The sequence below is a fragment of the Actinomadura sp. NPDC048032 genome (assembly GCF_040653175.1).
Taxonomy (GTDB): Bacteria; Actinomycetota; Actinomycetes; order Streptosporangiales; family Streptosporangiaceae; genus Spirillospora; species Spirillospora verrucosospora.
Genome location: NZ_JBEZJP010000156.1, coordinates 1 through 16098 on the forward strand (window position 1 = coordinate 1; position 16098 = coordinate 16098).

Annotated in this window: 10 protein-coding genes; 4 read left to right on the forward strand and 6 right to left on the reverse strand. The window is 73.0% G+C overall.

All coding sequences use genetic code 11. From position 1 onward, the window contains the following. A partial coding sequence (locus AB0C69_RS21040; RefSeq protein ID WP_360355891.1) for a hypothetical protein occupies window positions 1–1873 on the forward strand: 1873 nt, incomplete at its 5' end. A gap of 12 nt (window positions 1874–1885) precedes the next feature. Here the strand turns inward: AB0C69_RS21040 and AB0C69_RS21045 are convergent. Genes AB0C69_RS21045 through AB0C69_RS21065 form a run of 5 tightly spaced genes read right to left on the reverse strand, consistent with a single transcriptional unit; the run spans window position 1886 to window position 10286 of the window. Continuing rightward, on the reverse strand, window positions 1886–3973 hold the full coding sequence (locus AB0C69_RS21045; protein WP_360355894.1) for a DEAD/DEAH box helicase: 2088 nt from the start codon (window positions 3971–3973) through the stop codon (window positions 1886–1888). Beyond that, window positions 3970–5286, reverse strand: a complete 1317-nt coding sequence (brxD, locus tag AB0C69_RS21050) for a BREX system ATP-binding protein BrxD (protein WP_360355896.1) — start codon at window positions 5284–5286, stop codon at window positions 3970–3972. The genes AB0C69_RS21045 and brxD overlap by 4 nt, the downstream gene beginning before the upstream one ends. Further along, complete coding sequence (gene pglZ, locus AB0C69_RS21055) at window positions 5283–8720, reverse strand: BREX-2 system phosphatase PglZ (RefSeq protein WP_360355898.1); 3438 nt, start codon at window positions 8718–8720, stop codon at window positions 5283–5285. The genes brxD and pglZ overlap by 4 nt, the downstream gene beginning before the upstream one ends. Beyond that, the gene (locus AB0C69_RS21060; protein WP_360355901.1) at window positions 8717–9619 is read right to left on the reverse strand and encodes an ABC transporter ATP-binding protein; all 903 of its coding nucleotides are present in this window, start codon (window positions 9617–9619) and stop codon (window positions 8717–8719) included. The genes pglZ and AB0C69_RS21060 overlap by 4 nt, the downstream gene beginning before the upstream one ends. Continuing rightward, complete coding sequence (locus AB0C69_RS21065) at window positions 9612–10286, reverse strand: TetR family transcriptional regulator (protein WP_345176195.1); 675 nt, start codon at window positions 10284–10286, stop codon at window positions 9612–9614. Before AB0C69_RS21065 ends, AB0C69_RS21060 begins: the two co-directional genes overlap by 8 nt. 126 nt (window positions 10287–10412) lie before the next feature. Between AB0C69_RS21065 and AB0C69_RS21070 the strand changes: the two genes are divergently transcribed. From AB0C69_RS21070 to AB0C69_RS21080, 3 genes are read left to right on the forward strand one after another with little or no spacing between them, the layout of a single operon-like run. After that, a complete protein-coding gene (locus tag AB0C69_RS21070; RefSeq protein ID WP_360355904.1) occupies window positions 10413–11462 on the forward strand; it encodes an iron chelate uptake ABC transporter family permease subunit in 1050 nt (349 codons plus the stop codon). Further along, a complete protein-coding gene (locus tag AB0C69_RS21075; RefSeq protein WP_360355907.1) occupies window positions 11459–12475 on the forward strand; it encodes an iron chelate uptake ABC transporter family permease subunit in 1017 nt (338 codons plus the stop codon). The genes AB0C69_RS21070 and AB0C69_RS21075 overlap by 4 nt, the downstream gene beginning before the upstream one ends. A 52-nt stretch (window positions 12476–12527) precedes the next feature. Continuing rightward, window positions 12528–15902 carry an amino acid adenylation domain-containing protein gene (locus tag AB0C69_RS21080; RefSeq protein ID WP_360355910.1) on the forward strand — a complete coding sequence of 1125 codons (3375 nt, stop codon included), beginning with the start codon at window positions 12528–12530 and terminating at the stop codon, window positions 15900–15902. 8 nt (window positions 15903–15910) lie between these two features. Here the strand turns inward: AB0C69_RS21080 and AB0C69_RS21085 are convergent. Next, the coding region (locus AB0C69_RS21085; protein WP_360355912.1) for a hypothetical protein at window positions 15911–16098 on the reverse strand (188 nt) is incomplete at its 5' end.

The following is a 16098-nucleotide window of genomic DNA, read 5'->3' on the forward strand; positions in this document are numbered from 1 at the left end:
GCCGCACTGCACCGCCCAGGCGAGCACGGACACGACGGCCAGAACGCCGAAGGAGACGCCCGGAAAGGCACTGGCCGACTTGGACGCGGAGGCCCGTCATGGGCTCCAAAGCGCCTGGAAGCAAGTCCAGCAGAGCCAGGACCACTGGCTCGCCGCCGCGACGGTCATCAAAGACTTGGTCGTGCTGCTTCAGGAACCGCAGGGAAACGCGGCCGGGACGGCGAAGATGGATCAGATCCTGGCGTCGTTCGACGATTTGCCCGGTGAACGGCGCGAGGAACTCCGCCGCCATCTGGATTCTCTGCTCACTACTGGCTTACGGCGGCAGCTCGAGCACGCCTACTCTGAGCAGATACGCGATCAGAGGCTCGGGAACAAACGCAAGGAGAGGGTTCCGAAATTCTTCGAGCCCATCCCCTACCCGCCGCAGGACACCCTGTCGCCCCGGCCGACGCTCCAGCCGGTTCGAGCGGCTTCCTTCACCGTCATCATCGCCATGGGCGTGATCGGCTTCGTGTGGGGGGAGGCCATGTCACTTCGTTTCGGCAGCGGCGTGGGGCTCATGCTCGCGGTGTCGGCGCTCGGCTCTGCTGCGCTGCTCGCCTGGTGCGCACCAAGCCGGTTCCCCGCACGATTCTCTCCGTGGCAGGAGGACCCGGCACCTGAGACGATGAGAAAGATGGCCGCCGCTGTGAAGCGAGTCTTCGAGCAGGTCCGGCGGAACGCCTCCGACGGTGACAGTACCGAAGGCTGGATTGCTGCGACCAAGCCCCTCCGGACGGCTTTGGTCCGGGAGTACGCGAGCGTCTACGGCAGCCCCAAGGTACCGCCGGGAGGCATCGACTACCTGATCAAAAGACACGCTCAGGACTCCTGGAATCGTTTCCGGTCGGGGAAGCTCACCATGCGGTCGAAGGCCGCGCTTGGGTTCGACTGCGCCGCCCTCGCTCTCGCGGCCACCGCGCTTGGCACGGTGATCCGGATATTCCTCGCCGAGCCGACGCACGCGGCCGGTCCGATCGGTCTCGTCTTCTGCTCCGGCGTGCTGCTTCCTGCGATCCGCGGGGACGTCTTGCTCGTCTGGCTGCTGCGCAGGAGCAGTGAGCGAGTCTTGGCCGCCCGACGGCTGCGCATTGAGCAGAAACTCTACGAGGATCGGTTGGAAGAGTTGGCCGACCGTCCCGAAGACACTGAGATGGCCCGCTGGTTGGACGACGACAAGCACTACTTCCGCACCCTGATGCTGAACCAGTACGGACTGGAGAGCGAGGACGTCATCGCCGAGGCCGTGCTCAACGAACCGGCACCAGGCTCCCGACGGTCGCGAGTCCGCCGAGGCCCCTGGCGGTACTCGGCATACATCCTCTGGATCTATCTACTGACCAGCGCCGGAGTTCGGCAGATCGTCGTACACCTGGACTTCGCCAGCGGAACGCTGAGCGACCAGCAGCGGACGGCCTTCCGCTACGACGCGGTCGCCTCAGCAAGCATCATCGAGTTCGGAATCTGCTTCGACGAGGACGGGCGGGGCGTACTCCCCCGGAGGCAGCGCAAGCACCGGTCACCGGCTCCGAAGCCGGACACGGAGGCGGAGGAGAAGCCGGGTCCGAAAACGGCGTCGGAATCGGACCAAGAACCGGTGATGTTGCAACTGTTCCGACTGGTCCTGATCAACCGGCAGCGTTTCGACGTGACCGTGGAACATCTTGCCGAGGTGGACGAGGGCCTCGGAGACGACACGATCTACTTGCGGCGGCTGGCCCTAGACGACTCGGGCGTGAGCAGTGCGCTGCGGATCCTGGAACAGGTCGCGGCCGAGGGCGCCGACTGGGTCCAGCACGCCCGGCTGCGCACTGACCAGATCATTCTCTAGTCGGCCGGTTCTCTACAGGATGGTAAAGCGGGTCGGGTCGGTGAGGGCGATCAGGGCGCCGTCCAGGTCGGCGAGGCGGGCGGCGAGGGTGGCGGTGGCGAGGCGAGTCGGGAGGGCCTCGTTGAACTTGAGGCCGCGGAGGGCGCGTTCGTCGATGTCGGGCAGGCAGAGCCGGTCGGCGGCGTCGGCGGTCGCGGCCTTCCACATGTCGCGGGTGAGGTCGGGGCGTAGGCGCACCCACTCGTCCTCGAAGCGCTGCTTCTCGTCGGTCAGGCCGGAGAGGGTGGCGGTGAGGACGGCGTTCGCCCGGTAGCCGGCCCAGTTCCACCAGCGGACGTCGTCGCCGTCGCGGGCGATGACAGTGCCGCCGGGATGGACGGTGGAGGTGGCGGCCTCGCGGGTCTTGGCGAGGTAGCGGACGGCTCGTTCGGTCATGGTGACAGGCGGGTCGGCGCCCAGTAGGACGTCCCGGCATGCGCGGGTGAGCGCGAAGCCGGAGCCGGTGAAGGCCGTGCCGTACCAGCGGGCCTTCCCGGGACGGTCGGACGGTTCGACGTAGCAGCGGCGGCGTTTCCAGTCGATCCAGGTGACCTGCCAGCTGCGTCCAGCCAGGAGCAGGACGCGGGGGCCTTCGATACGTTCGGTGAGGAGCATGGGGTCCGTGCGGCCGATCTCCTGGCGGCCGGACAGGACGGTGAACTCGGGGGGCGCTGTGAAGACGGCTGTCATGTCCATGAAGTGGCGGCGGCCGAACTTCTCCTCGGAGGCGGGGCCGATGAAGAGGTACTCGCCGTCCCGCTCGACGTATCCGTCTTCAACGAGGTGGCGGACGATCGGTTCGGCGCTGCGGTCGAAAGGCGGCAGGCCGTTCCAGTGCTCGACCCAGAGGCGGTTTCCGACCTTGTGTTCCTGCAGGCACAGGGCGAGGAACTGCTGGGCGACGATGTGGCGGGGCTCCGGGGGCGCCTGTACCGGTTCGACGTAGCCCCGGCTCCACAGCAGGGTCAAAGCGGCTGCGGAGACGAGCGAATCTTGGTCGAGGGTCAGGAAGAGGCAGTTGCGCGTGGACCCGGGCCGCCTCCCGGTACGGCCGAGTCGTTGCAGGAACGCGGCAACGGTCGGCGGGCTGTTGATCTGGATGACGCGGTCGAGGTCGCCGACGTCGATCCCGAGTTCGAGAGTGCTGGTCGAGACGATGACGCAGTCACGGGCGTCGGCGAACGCGTCTTCGGCGCGGCGGCGTTCGTCGAGCGAGAGGGAGGCGTGCGACAGGAAGGTGATGACGCCGCGGGCATGCAGCGCGGCGCCGAGCTCTTCCACGAGTTGGCGGGAGTCGCAGAAGACGAGGCGTTTCTCGCCGCGGTGGAGCGCGGCGATCACCGTGGCGGCGTTGGGCACCGATCCGACGTAGTCGAGTTCGATGGCGCTGTGCTGGGTTGTCGCAGTCTCGGGGGCGACGACGCACGCTGGTCCGCGGTTGGAGCCCTGCAGCCAGGTGAGGAGCTCTGCGGGGTTGCCCACCGTGGCGGACAGGCCGATGCGCTGGATTGGACGCCCGGCCAGGCGCGTGAGGCGTTCGAGGACGGCCAGCAGATGCCACCCGCGGTCGTCGCCGGCGAAGGCGTGGACCTCGTCCACGACGATCGCGCGGAGGTCTGCGAAGAGGCGGTGCTGATCGACCTTGACGCTGAGGAGCATCGCTTCCAGCGATTCGGGGGTCGTGAGCAGGACGTCCGGAGGGTCGGTGAGGATGCGGCGGCGGGCCGTCTCGGGGACGTCGCCATGCCAGAGGGCGGCGCGGCGGCCGATCCAGCCGGCGTAGGTCTCCAGGCGCGGCAGCAGGTTGTTGAGCAGGGCCTTCAGCGGGCAGACGTACAGGACCGACAGGCCCGTCCAGCCGCCCGCGTCCATCGCCGACAGCAGCGGGAACGCAGCCGCCTCGGTTTTCCCGCCCGCGGTCGGCGCCAGTAGAACTGCGTCGTCACCGTCGAGGACCGGCCCGACGGACTCCTCCTGGAGTGGCCGCAACGACCGCCAGCCGAGGGTGTTCACAATGTGATGCGTCAGCGCCGGGGACAGCCGGTCGGCGGGCACAGTCACGGCAGGTCCAGGGGCACGTCTCCGGCGGCGTTGCGTTCGGTTTCGTTCAGCTCGGACGCGGAGACGGTGAGCGCGTAGTCGCGGCGCGGGTCGAAGTCGGGGAACTCCTCCACGCGGTCGAGGACGTCCGCGACGAGCTTGCGCAGGAAGACGCGGGGCGCGACGCCGACCTTGCCGCCGAGCCCGCCGGTGACGGCGGCGGCGAGGTCGCGGATGTAGGCGTCGTCGACGCGGTCCATGATCCGAGCGGAGCCGCCGGCGGCGTACAGGTCGCGGACGTTGCGGCCGAGCTCCTCCAGTTTCGTCAGGTCGAAGCCGGTGAGCCGGAGCTGGACGGCGCGGGGCGAGTCGAAGCGGGCGTCGGTGGTGAAGTCGGTGGCCAGGCGCTGGGCGAGCGGCGCGAGCCGCTGGACCCCCTGGCGGCCGTCGAAGAACTGGGGCGTGCCGGTGATGACGAGGAACAGGCCGGGGAAGCGTCCCCCGTCGATCTCGTCCAGCAGTTGCCGGAGCGCGTTCAGCCCCTTCTCACGGACGTCGCCGCGTACGCGCTGCAGCGTCTCGATCTCGTCCAGGACGACCAGGAGCCCCGGGTGGCCGCAGTCGCGTAGCACGGTGAGCAGGCCCTGGAGGAAGCCGAGCGCGCCGAAGTGGTCGAGGTCCCCGCGGACTCCGGCGGCGCGGCGGGCGGACGCGGCGACCGACCGCTGCCCGCCGAGCCAGGCGATCAGCGCCTCGGCGGTGGCGGTGTCGCCGGTCTCGCTGGCCTTGCGGTAGCCGCGCAGCGCGGCGGCGAACGCGGGGGTGGTGCGGGCGACGTCGGCGAGCCGCTGCTCCATCAGGGTGTCGACAGCACGGGCGAGCCCCTCGGCGTCGTCCTCGGCGACCTGCCCGGCGTCGAAAACTTCCTCTTCGAGGGTGTAGAACCAAAGGTCCACGACAGGGCGTAGCGCCCCGGCGGGATGGCTGGCGGTGGTGAGCCGCTCGGTAAGGCGCCGGTAGACGGTTTCGAGCCGGTGCAGCGGCGTCTCGGTCTCGGAGATCTGGATCTCGGAGACGGCCAGCCCGGCGCGTTTGGCCCGCTCCCCCAGCCAGCGGGCGAAGAACGTCTTACCGGAGCCGTACTCACCGCGGATGGCGCGGAACGCCGCGCCTCCCGCGCCGACCGCGGCGATCTCCTCGTCCAGCGCGCCCGCGAACCTGTCCAGGCCGACTGCGAACAGGTCGAGCCCGGCCCGCGGGACGGTGCCGCGCCGCAGGGCGTCGATGACCTCTCGGCGGCGGACGGCGCTGACCTTCGTCGGTGCGTCCGTCACTCCTTCACCCCGAACTGTTCGCGCAGCAGTGCGGTCTCCAGCGTGACGGTGGCGCCGGAGTCGATCAGTCCGAGGACGGGGTAGCCCTCGACGTTGAGCAGGCGTTGCAGGGCGGTGATGAACAGGTCGGCGTTGCGCGGTGCTCTGCCGCCGGCGGCTGCGGCGGCCGCCCCAACGGCGGCGGCCGAGAGGCGGCCCCCGGCGCCGGAAAGCGCGTCGATGACCGCTGCGACCTGCCGGGTCTCGGGTGCCTTGCGCAGGTATCTCCGTTGGTCCGCGTACACGGGCGAGCGGGTGACGCGGATTCCGAGCGTGTCCGGGGCCGAGGACGCCGGGGCGGTAGCGGGCGCGCCGACGGCGAAAAGTGTTTCCTCCTGTGCTGGTCTGCCGCGAGACCCGGCTTTCGGGGGCGTGGCCTCCGGCGCCATCTGCGGAGCCTCCTGGTCCGCCCACCAACGGGGAACGGTCTTCTCAGGCGGCAGGATCGACCAGCCCTTGGGTACGAGGTCGACGGACGGAACGAGGACGAGCAGGGGGACGGTCATCTCGGCGAGGCTGGCGCCGCCGTGGTAACCGGCCCTGCGCGGCATGTACCGGATGCCCTCGCGCCACGGGACGACGACTCTGCCGCCGCCTTCCAGAACGCGGGGCCCAGCCAGCTCGATCTCTCCCTCCTCCGGCTCACCGGTCCGCCAGCGCGCCGACCCGGCTCCGGGTACCGGGACCTGCTCCGTTCCGCCGCGCTCCAGAACGTGTCCATGGTCGGAGACGAGCACGACAGGACGTCTGTAGTCCTGGGCGGCGTTCAGCAGGTCGGTCAGGAAGGTGATGTCGGAGGTTCGCCAACCGGTCCGGTCGCCTTCCCTGTCGTGGTCAAGGGCGTCGTCGATGGTGTTGAGGACCGCGCAGACAACGGCGTCCCCCGCGAGCGCGTCGAGGAGCGGCTGGGCGAGTCGCTGCCCCGGCCCGCCCGGGATGTCGGACTTGTGGAACACCGCCGCCTGCTTGCGGCGGCGTTTCCAGAAGGCGTCGAAGCCTGCCCTCTCAGCTGCCTGTCCCCCGGAGGCCGGCGCCCCGCACAGCAGGGAGGCGCGGCTCACCCGGGTCACCGACGGGATCATCGAGATCGCGCCCCGGCGTTCGCCGGGAGTCGCCGAGACCTCCAGCCAGCGCCCGCCGCGGGCCAGTTCCTCGCCGAGTTGCGCGGCGACGGAGGCGCTCATGCCGTCGAGGACGAGGACGAGTGGCGCCGCCTCGCGGGCGAGCGGCAGCACGATCTCGTCCATCACCGACTCCACGAGGAGGGCGCCGCCGGGCGCTTCGGCGCTCGCCGTGGGGGTCCAGTCGGCCAGCCGGGCGGCGAACTGCTCGTCGAGAGCGGCACGGCGGTGCGACGCGGCCTCGTGGATCTCCCGGTAGGCGCGTCCGAGGTAGGGATCGTTTCCCGGGTCGCCTCCCCATAGCACGGTGAGGGCCCGGTCGACCCACCCCCAGTCCCGCATGTGTCCGGCCACGCCGGCGGCGACGGACGAGATGTCGGCGGTGCCGGGCGCGTCGAGCCAGCGGCGCAGGCGAGCGGCCATCTCCGCGATACCGCAGCGGTCGGCGAACAGGTCGGCCAGCCGGTGGTCCATGACAGCGTTCAGCGCGTCGCCGGCGGCTTGGGGCGATTCGGCGAGCGCGGCCGCGAAGGCATGGAGTCTGGCATCCAGCCCGGAGGGCAGGAACGGGTGGCCTGCGACGGCGTGCGCGAGCCCGGCGGCGGCGGCCAGTTCGTCGGCACGGTCCAAAACGGCCATGACCCGGTCGCGGGCGGCCCGGTGTCCGCGCCTTTCGGTCTCGGCGTCACCGATCCAGCGTGCGAGGGTGCCTTGAACGGCCGAGGCGAACGCGCCGAGTTCGCCGGTGTCGTGGGTGACGCCGGCGAACAGGCCGCCGACGGCGAGGGCCGCTTCGGGGGTGCGCGCCGAGTCGGTGAGGACGGCGGCGACGACACCGAGAGCCATCGCATCTGCGGCTTTACCCGCCTCGACGAGTGCGAGCAGGACGGCGGCGGCCTCCCCGACGTTCTGCCGCAGCCACGCGGCGATGCCCTCCCGCTCCTCGGGTGCCAGTTCGGCGTAGCGCGCGGCAGCGCCGGGCATTCGGGACCAGGCGAGCAGGGAATCAACATCCAGGTCGCGGTGGCCGGAGGCGTCACCGAAGCCGGGCAACGCCCCGGAAAGGTCGAGGCGGGCACCCACGAGGGCATGGACGGCGGTGTCCCGGGTCAGCACGGAGCCGCCGCTGCGCCGCCAGGGCGCCCCGGCGGGGTGAAGGCGCCAGCCGTCGGAGGGCTCGGCGTCCAGTAGAGCGTCGATCAGCCACGGCTCCTGGCGGATGCGCGGGTCGAGGTCCGCCGCACCGAACCGCTGCTTGACGATCTCCGCCCGGTCGACGCTGAGCGCGCGGCGGCCGAGGGCGTGGGCGCGCAGGTCAGCGCCGAGCTGGTGGTCGTCCACTCCCGTGGTGATGACGAGGATGGCGTCGGAGCCGTCGCCGTTACTGGAGGTGTGCTTCTCCCACGCGTCGATAGCACCGAGAACGGACGTCTGATCGCTCACCCGGACGCGGCGCTGCCGCTCACCGAACCGGATTCCGAACTCGGTGGGCGCGCCGTCCCGGTACCTTCCGTGGACGACGACGAGCCTGGCGGTGTCGCCGGCGTTCCTCCTCGGCAGTTCGATGTCGAGGAGCGCTTCCAGCACCCGCCGATCGATCACGGGGGGTGTGCTCACCTGCCGGGCCCTTCTCCGCCGCCGTCGGCGCGTCCTCCGTCGGCGGAGCCCGCCTCGGCGGCGGGCTGCCAGGCGATGTCGATGGGCACGCCCGGGTTGGCCGCGGCGAACGCCCGAACTTCCGCCTGGATGTCCGCGACGGCTTCGCTGAGCGCACGTTCGAGATGCGTCGGCTCGACGCGCCTGCGCCCATGACTGGGTGGGCTTCCGGCGGGCGTTCGCGGCTGCGGCACGTCTACCGCCTCGCCGCCCGGTGCGGGGCCGGACCAGCTCCAGCCGCCCGGCCTCCTCTTCGGCGCGGGTGTGCCGGACGACCAGCAGGACGCACATGACGCAGGTGAGCGCGGCGCCGGTGGCGCCGATCCGCCACGCGCTGAGCCCCGCGAAGCCGCCGTCGTTCAGGACGGGCCCGTAGAGCGCCCGCGTGGAGGGGTTGTCGTTGATGCCGCGCGCGAAGCTCGCGAGCGCCGCGGGCGTGTCGTACTCGTGCTTGAAGCTGTAGACGGTGCCGGAGACGAGCGCGGTCAGCCCGTAGATCCAGGCGGGCGCCATGACGCGGTCGCGGCGCAGCCAGATCTTCATCAGCATGCCGGTGCCCGCGAGGCCGCCGTCGCGGCCGGCGGCCCGCGCCGGGGCGTGCAGGGTCGTGGCGGTCATGACGTGGTCCCTCCGGCGAGGTCGTCCTCGTAGTGGCGCAGGAACAGCTCTTCGAGCGTGGGCGGCCGGCTCGTCAGGGTGCGCACGCCGATCCGGGTGAGCTCCTTGAGCGCGGCGTCCAGCTCGGGGGTGTCGACCTCGAACGCGATGGTGGTGCCGTCGATGCGGACGTCGTGCGCCCCCGGCAGCGGGATGCCGTCCGGGGCGGCGGCGAGCTCGGCGTGGATCGACGTGCGGGTCAGGTGCCGCAGCTCGTCGAGGGTGCCGGTCTCGACCGTCCGGCCCTTGCGGATGATGGTGACGCGGTCGCAGAGCGCCTCGACCTCGCTGAGGATGTGGCTCGACAGCAGGACGGTGCGCCCGGCGCGCCTCTCCTCGCGGACGCACTCCTGGAAGACCTCCTCCATGAGCGGGTCGAGGCCGGAGGTGGGCTCGTCCAGGATGAGCAGCTCCGCGTCGGACGCGAACGCGGCGACGAGGGCGACCTTCTGCCGGTTCCCCTTGGAGTAGGCGCGGCCCTTCTTCTTCGGGTCGAGCTCGAAGCGGCCGAGCAGCTCGTCGCGCCGGTTCCCGTCGAGCCCGCCGCGCAGCCGTCCGAGCAGGTCGATGACCTCGCCGCCGGACAGGTTCGGCCACAGCGTGACGTCGCCCGGGACGTAGGCGATGCGGCGGTGCAGGGCGGTGGCGTCGCGCCACGGGTCGCCGCCGAGCAGGCTCGCGGTGCCGGAGTCGGCGCGCATCAGCCCGAGCAGGACGCGGATGGCCGTGGACTTCCCGGCGCCGTTCGGGCCGAGGAACCCGTGCACCTCGCCGGGCGCCACGCGCAGGTCGAGGCCGTCGAGCGCGCGCGTCGGGCCGAACGTCTTGACCAGGCCCGCGGCCCGGACCACGTCAGTCATCGTCGTCTCCCTTGAGGCCGGCCTCGTACCGGTCCATCGCCGCGTGGGCGCGCGCGACGGTCTCCCGGTCGAGCAACCGGTCGTCGAAGATCTCCAGGACCGCGCGGCGCAGCCGCAGCGATCCCCCGGGGGTGAAGGTGTCGGTGCCGAGGACCCGGCTGAGGTGCTGGTGCAGCACCTCGATCCCCGTCGTCATCGCGACGATCGCGGCGGCGTAGGCCCGCGCGTCGCGCGTGGTGGGCGGCGCGGTTCCGGGCGGCGGGTCGGTCATGTACCGCTCGGTGACCGCGACCAGGTCGTCGAACATGCGCGCCGCCGCCGCCGAGCCGTCGACGAGCGCGCGGGCCAGGTAGCGCCGGACGGGCAGGTCGGTCCGGACGGTCGCGGCCAGGAAGCCGGGGTCGCCCATCGCCTCGCCGGAGACCGTCGAGCTCAGCTCGCGGACCGTGTCGAGCGCGTAGGCGTCGCACGCCTCGCGCAGTTCCTCCTTCGATCCGAAGTGGTGCTGGACGAGGCCCACCGACACCCCGGCGGCCTCGGCGATGCCGCGGAACGTCGCGCCCTTCGTGCCGTGCTCGGCGAACTGGAGCAGCGCCGCGTCCCGGATCTTGGCCCGCGCCGTCAGGTCCTCGGGCGCCGGGCCCGCGGCCCGGCCGGATCTCGCCATCCCCGCCTCCAATACGAACGTTCAATTTCCAATACGAACGTATACCATACGCCTGTATTGTCAATGGGGGCGAGCGGCGGAACCGGGCATTGAGGGGGCGAGTTAGCTTAGGCTAGCCTTACCTGTGTGCCTCCCCCCGTGCGAGAACGCCCGCCGAAAGCCCCCGAACGGCGGGGGGCGTCGCGCATCGCGCATCCGTGGTGGCTCGGCCTGCTGGCGGCGGTGCTGCTGCTGACGGCCGGGGCGAGCCTCGCGATCGGTGCCGGGGACGTCCCGCTCGCGGACGTGCTTCCCGGCGTGCTCTCCCCGGACGACGGCTCCCGGGCGCAGCTGATCGTCCACGAGCTGCGGCTGCCCCGCACGCTCCTCGGCGTCGTCGTCGGCATGGCGCTCGGGCTGGCGGGCGCCGTGATGCAGGCGCTCACCCGCAACCCGCTCGCCGAGCCGGGCCTGCTCGGCGTGAACGGCGGCGCGGCCCTCGCGGTCGTCCTCGTGATCGGCGCGTTCCGCGTGGACGACCTGCTCGTCTACGTGTGGGCGGCCTTCCTGGGAGCGGCGGGCGCGGCGGCCCTGGTCCACCTGATCGGCGCCCGGGGGCGCGGCGGCGCCTCCCCGGCGCGGCTGGTGCTCGCCGGGGCGGCCGTCAACGCCGTCTTCAGCGCGGTGACGGCCGGCGTGATGCTGTTCACCCCGCGCACCTTCGGCGGCTTCCGGTTCTGGCAGGTCGGCACGCTCGGCGGCCGCGACGTGCCGGTCTTCCTGCGCGTCCTGCCGTTCATCGTCGCCGGCACGCTGCTCGCGCTGGCGCTCGCCCGCCCGCTGAACGCCCTCGGCCTGGGCGAGGACGCGGGCCGCGCCCTCGGCTCCCGTCCCGGCAGGACCAGGGCGCTCGGGGCGCTCGCGGTGGTGCTGCTGTGCGGGGCGGCCACGGCGGCGGCCGGGCCCATCACCTTCCTCGGGCTGGCCGTCCCCTTCATCGTCCGGACTGCGGTGGGCCCGGACCAGCGGCTCGTCCTGCCCTACTCGCTGCTGCTGGCGCCCGTCCTGCTGCTCGGCGCGGACATCCTCGGCCGCGTCGTCGCGCCCGGAGAGCTGGAGACCGGCATCGTCACCGCGTTCCTCGGGGCGCCGCTGTTCGCGGTGATGGTCCGGAGGGGGAGGACACGCGACCTATGAGAGTCATCCGGGCGGCCGGGGCGTCGCTGCGGTGGGAGCCGCGCTCGGCGGCGGTGTGCGGAGCGCTGGCGGCGGTCGCGGCGTGCGCCGCCGTCCTCGTCGTCGGCTCGGGGGAGTTCCCCGTCGCGCCGCCGGACGTGGTGCGCGTCCTGCTCGGCAGGGGCGACCCCGCCACCGAGTTCATCGTCACGACCCTGCGCCTGCCCCGCGCCGTCACCGGCCTGCTCGCCGGTCTGGCGCTCGGCCTTTCCGGGGCCGTCTTCCAGAGCATCTCCCGCAACCCGCTCGGCAGCCCCGACCTCATCGGGTTCACCACCGGATCGGCGACCGGCGCGCTGCTGCAGATCCTGGTGCTCGGCGGCGGCGCCGTCGCGATCACCGCCAGCTCGGTCGCGGGCGCGGTGCTGACGGCGCTCGCGGTGTACCTGGTCGCCTACCGCCGGGGCGGGGGCGTGCACGGCGTCCGGCTGGTGCTGATCGGCGTCGCGGCGGCCGCGATGCTGGAGGCGCTCAACTCCTACCTCATCACCCGCGCCGAACTGCGCGACGCCTACGAGGCCGCGTTCTGGCTGACCGGCAGCCTGAACGGGCGGGACTGGGACCAGGCCGTCCCGCTCGCGCTCGCGCTGGCCGTGCTCGTCCCCGCGGCGCTGCTGCTCGCCCGGCCCCTCGGCATGGGAGAGCTCGGCGACGACGCCGCACGGGCGCTCGGCGTGCCCGTGCAGCGCACGCGGGCGCTGCTGACGGTCGCCGGGGTGGGCCTCGTCGCGGCGGCGACCGCGGCGGCCGGGCCCGTCCCGTTCGTGGCGCTCGCCGCCCCGCAGCTCGCGCGGCGGCTGACCCGGCGGCCCGGCGCGCAGCTGCTGCCCGCCGCGCTGACCGGCGCGGCGCTGCTGGCGAGCGCGGACCTCATCGCGCTGCACCTGCCGGTCGCGGTGCCGGTCGGCGTCGTCACCGGCGTCCTCGGCGGCGTGTACCTGGCATGGCTGCTGTCGGTGTCCGGGCGGCGTTGACGGAGCCGATCATCGCAATTAGGTTAGCCTTACCTAAGTTGAGAGGAGTTCCGTGCTGACCTGGGATGAGCTCCACGCCGCGCTGGCCGAGGTGCTGGGCGAGCGCGCGGAGGCGGACGACAACCTCATCGAGCTGGGCATGGACTCGATCCGGCTCATGCAGCTCACCGGCCGGCTCCGGCGCCGCGGCGTCGAGATCCGCTTCGCCGAGCTGGCCGAACGCCCGACGCTCTCCGGTTGGTGGGAACTGCTCACCGAGAAGGGCCAGGCGGAGGCGTCGGCAGGGCCCGCACTCGAAGCAGGCGCGGACGCCGTCGAGGCCGTCGTCGAACCCGACGAGCCCTTCGCGCTGGCGCTGATGCAGCACGCGTACTGGATCGGCCGCGACTCCGGGCAGGAGCTCGGGTCCGTCGCGGCCCACCTGTACGTCGAACTGGACGGGCGCGAGATCGACCCGTCCCGCTTCGAGTCGGCCGTGGGCGCCCTGGTGCGGCGCCATCCGATGCTGCGCGCGGCCGTCCGCGACGACGGGACGCAGCAGATCCTGCCCGAACGTCCCGGTCCGCTCGTCACCGTCCACGACCTGCGCTCGTCGGACGGCCCGGACGCCGAGCTGGAGCGCGTCCGGGACGAGATGTCGCGGCAGCGGCTCCCCATCGAGGACGGCCGCGTCTTCGACGCCCGGCTCAGCCTCCTCCCGGGCGGCGCGGCGCGCCTCCACCTGGACGTCGACATGGTCGCCGCCGACGCGATGAGCTACCGCGTCATGCTGGCCGACCTCGCCGCCCTGTACGAGGGCGAGACCCTCGCGCCGATCCGCTACGGCTACGCCCGCTACCTCGCCGAGGACCCCCGCGCACAGGCCCGCGCCGCCGACCGCCGCTGGTGGGCCGGCCGCCTCGCCGACCTTCCCGGCCCGCCCGAGCTGCCGGTCGTCGCGGAGCCGGGGGACCGCGTCGAGCGCAGGCACCACTGGCTGCCGCCGGACGCCAAGGACCGCTTCATCGCCCGCGCCCACGCCGAGGGCGTCACCCCCGCCATGGCGCTCGCGGCGGTGTTCGCCGAGGTGATCGGCGCCTGGTCGGCGACGCCGCGGTTCCTGCTCAACCTGCCGCTGTTCCACCGCGAGCCCGTCCACCCCGACGTCGACAAGGTCGTCGGCGACTTCACCGGATCCATCATGCTGGAGGCCGACCTCACCGAGGACCTCCCGTTCGCCGGGCGGGCCCGCGCGCTCCAGGCGAACCTGCACACGGCCGGCGCGCACAGCGACTACTCGGGGCTGGAGGTGCTGCGGGACCTGTCGCGGCTGCGCGGGGAGCAGGTGCTCGCCCCGATCGTCTACACCAGCGCCCTCAACCTCGGCGAGCTGTTCGGCGACCGCGTCCGCGAGCTGTTCGGCGAACCCGGATGGATCATCTCGCAGGGGCCGCAGGTGCTGCTGGACGCGCAGGTGACCGAGGTGTCCGGCGGCCTGCTGCTGAACTGGGACGTGCGCCTGCCCGCCTTCCCGGACGGCGTCGCGGAGGCGATGTTCGACGCCTACACCGCCGCGGTCACCCGGCTCGGCGCGCCCGGCGCCGACTGGGAAGCGCCCCTCGCCGTCGCCGCCGCGCCCGACCGGCTCCGCGTCCGGCACGGGCTGAACGCCACGCCCGCGCCGCCGCCGCGCACGCTGACCGAGGGCTTCTTCGCGCACGCCGCGCGCCGCCCGGACGCCCCGGCCCTGCACTGGGGCGACGGCGGGACGATGACCTACGGCGAGCTCGCCGGCCGCGCCCTGCGGATCGCGTCGGCGCTGGCGGCCGGAGGCGTCCGCCCCGGCGACCGCGTCTCGATCGAGCTTCCGAAGGGACCCGGCCAGGCCGCCGCCGCGCTCGGGGTGCTCGCGGCCGGCGCCGCCTACGTCCCGATCGGCCCGGAGCAGCCGGAGGCGCGGCGGGCGAGGATCCGCGCGAGCGCCGGCGTCGCCGCCTCGCTCACGCCGGACGGCGTCGCCGAGGCCGACCCGCTGCCCGGACCGGTCGCGGTGCGCCCCGACCAGGCCGCCTACGTGCTGTTCACCTCCGGTTCGACGGGCGAGCCCAAGGGCGTGGAGGTCTCGCACGGCGCGGCGATGAACACCATCGGCGACCTCGTCGAGCGGTTCGCCATCGGGCGGGACGACGTCACGTTCGCCGTGTCGGCGCTCGACTTCGACCTGTCGGTGTTCGACCTGTTCGCCGCCTGGCACGCGGGCGGCGCGGTCGTCGTCCCGGACGAGGACGAGCGGCGCGACGCCGCCCGGTGGAGCGGACTGGTGCGGCGCTGGTCGGTGACCGTGCTGAACTGCGTCCCGTCCGTCCTGGAGATGCTGCTGCGCGCGGGGCGGGCGGAGAGCCTGCGGCTCGTCCTGCTCGGCGGCGACTGGGTGGGGACGCACCTTCCCGGCCTGCTCCAGGAGCGCGCCCCGGGCTGCCGCTTCGTGGCGCTCGGCGGCACGACCGAGACGGCGATCCACTCGACGGTGCAGGAGGTCGCGGGCGACGTCCCCGCCGACTGGCACGCCGTCCCCTACGGGGTGCCGCTGCGCGGGGTCGCGTGCCGGGTGGTGGACGAGCGGGGCCGCGACCGCCCCGACTGGGCCACCGGAGAGCTGTGGATCGGCGGCGCCGGCGTCGCGGACGGCTACGTCGGCGACCCGGCCCGGACCGCCGACCGGTTCGTCCTCTGGGAGGGCACGCGCTGGTACCGGACCGGCGACCTCGCCCGCTACCGCCCCGACGGCACCATCGAGTTCCTCGGCCGCCGCGACCACCAGGTCAAGGTGCGCGGATTCCGGATCGAGCTCGGCGAGGTCGAGGCCGCGCTGCGCGGCCACCCCGCCGTGGAGCGCGCCGTCGCGCTCCTCGCCGGCGGCCGCCTCGCCGCCGCCGTGGCGGCGCCCGGCGGGACCGGCCGGGACGCCGTGCTCGCCCACGCCCGCGACCTGCTGCCCCCGCACATGGTCCCGGAACTGCTCGTGCGCGTGGACGAGCTGCCGCTCACCGCGAACGGCAAGGTCGACCGCAAGGCGCTCGCGGCCCTGGCCGCCGCCGAGGCCGGTGAGGCGACCGCGCCCTACGCCGAGCCCGCGACGTCACTGGAGAAGGTGCTGGCCCGGATCGTCGCCGAGGTGCTGGGGAGGGAGCGCGTCGGCGCGGACGCCGACTTCTTCGCCCTCGGCGGCGACTCCGTCCTCGCCACCACCGTGCTCGCGCGGCTGCGGGAGGCGCTCGACACGACGGCGCTGCCCGTCCGCGTCCTGTTCGCCGAGCGAACGGTCGCGCGGATCTGCCGCCGGTTCACCGAGCTGGAGGAGACGCCGGGACGGCTGGAGGCCGTCGCCGCCATCTGGCTGGAGGTCGAGGCCATGACCGAGGAGGAGCTGACCGCGCGCCTCGGGTGAGCCGCGGGTCAGCCGGGCTCGGGCTCCGGCCGCAGCGTCGCGGTCCGGAGCCCGGTGAGGGTCAGCGCCAGCGCCAGGGCGAGGAGAATGGCCCCGGTCGCCGCAAGCGCGAAGGGGCCTCTTGCGATCAAGCGGGCGCGCAGGGGGTCGCGGCGCCCGCCGGTCAGGGCGCCCTCCTCGCCGAGGAGCGTGAACC